Annotated in this window: 1 protein-coding gene; it reads right to left on the bottom strand. The window is 37.2% G+C overall.

The features are described from left to right. Nucleotides 1-40 precede the first annotated feature (40 nt). Nucleotides 41-694, bottom strand: a 654-nt coding sequence (locus tag N1032_RS25520; protein WP_259543395.1) for a hypothetical protein, incomplete at its 5' end; no start/stop codon positions are given.

Raw genomic sequence — 694 nt, 5'->3', positions numbered from 1 at the left:
GTACTTTCTTTTCACTCATTGAATCGTCCATCTCAATCTCCTATCTTATTAGTCGTTTAGTTCTGGCAGAGAGTTTATTCTCTTTCAGATTTTTATCACAGTCAGAGCAAATAATACTACCATTGCTTCCGTCTGTAAATTCAGTATTTTCTGCATCATCCCACTCAACACTTCGTTTGCAGGATACGCATTTATTCATTTGATTCCACTGAGAACGAGTAACACGCATACCGTTTTTTAATGTGGATCGTATTTTAAGAATTTTATTCGGGACTGGTAATGGTTCTGAGTTTTTACACATAACACAAACACCATCAACATTGCTTTCAAGATCTTTATGTTGAAGATAACCACATTTGCTGCATTTAAAGTGGTATGTTGAAGCTATGTTTGCACTAGTATTTAACTCAGAACCACCATCTTTTGGGTAGCCATAACCTTCTTCGTCGTTCTCATTCAATTTTGATGCGCAATCTTCGCAGAACGAGTTTCCATCAATAATGGTTGTGTTTTCTGCGTCATCCCACAAAATAGGAGAAGAACAGTTTGCGCAAGTATTTAATGCACCGTTCGACTCCCATTCCTTTTTTCCAATTATTGTTCCATCCTGTGTAATAGCTTGGACTGCTTCTTCCTCTTCCTCAATCAGAACATCTAACATACTAGAAATTGAGTTAAGACGGTTTTTCGTAGT

Origin of the sequence: Herbiconiux daphne, assembly GCF_024979295.1 — a bacterium.
Classification (GTDB): Bacteria; Actinomycetota; Actinomycetes; order Actinomycetales; family Microbacteriaceae; genus Herbiconiux; species Herbiconiux daphnes.
The sequence above is the reverse complement of the archived record's forward strand: the minus strand, read 5'-3'. Positions and strand labels throughout refer to the sequence as shown.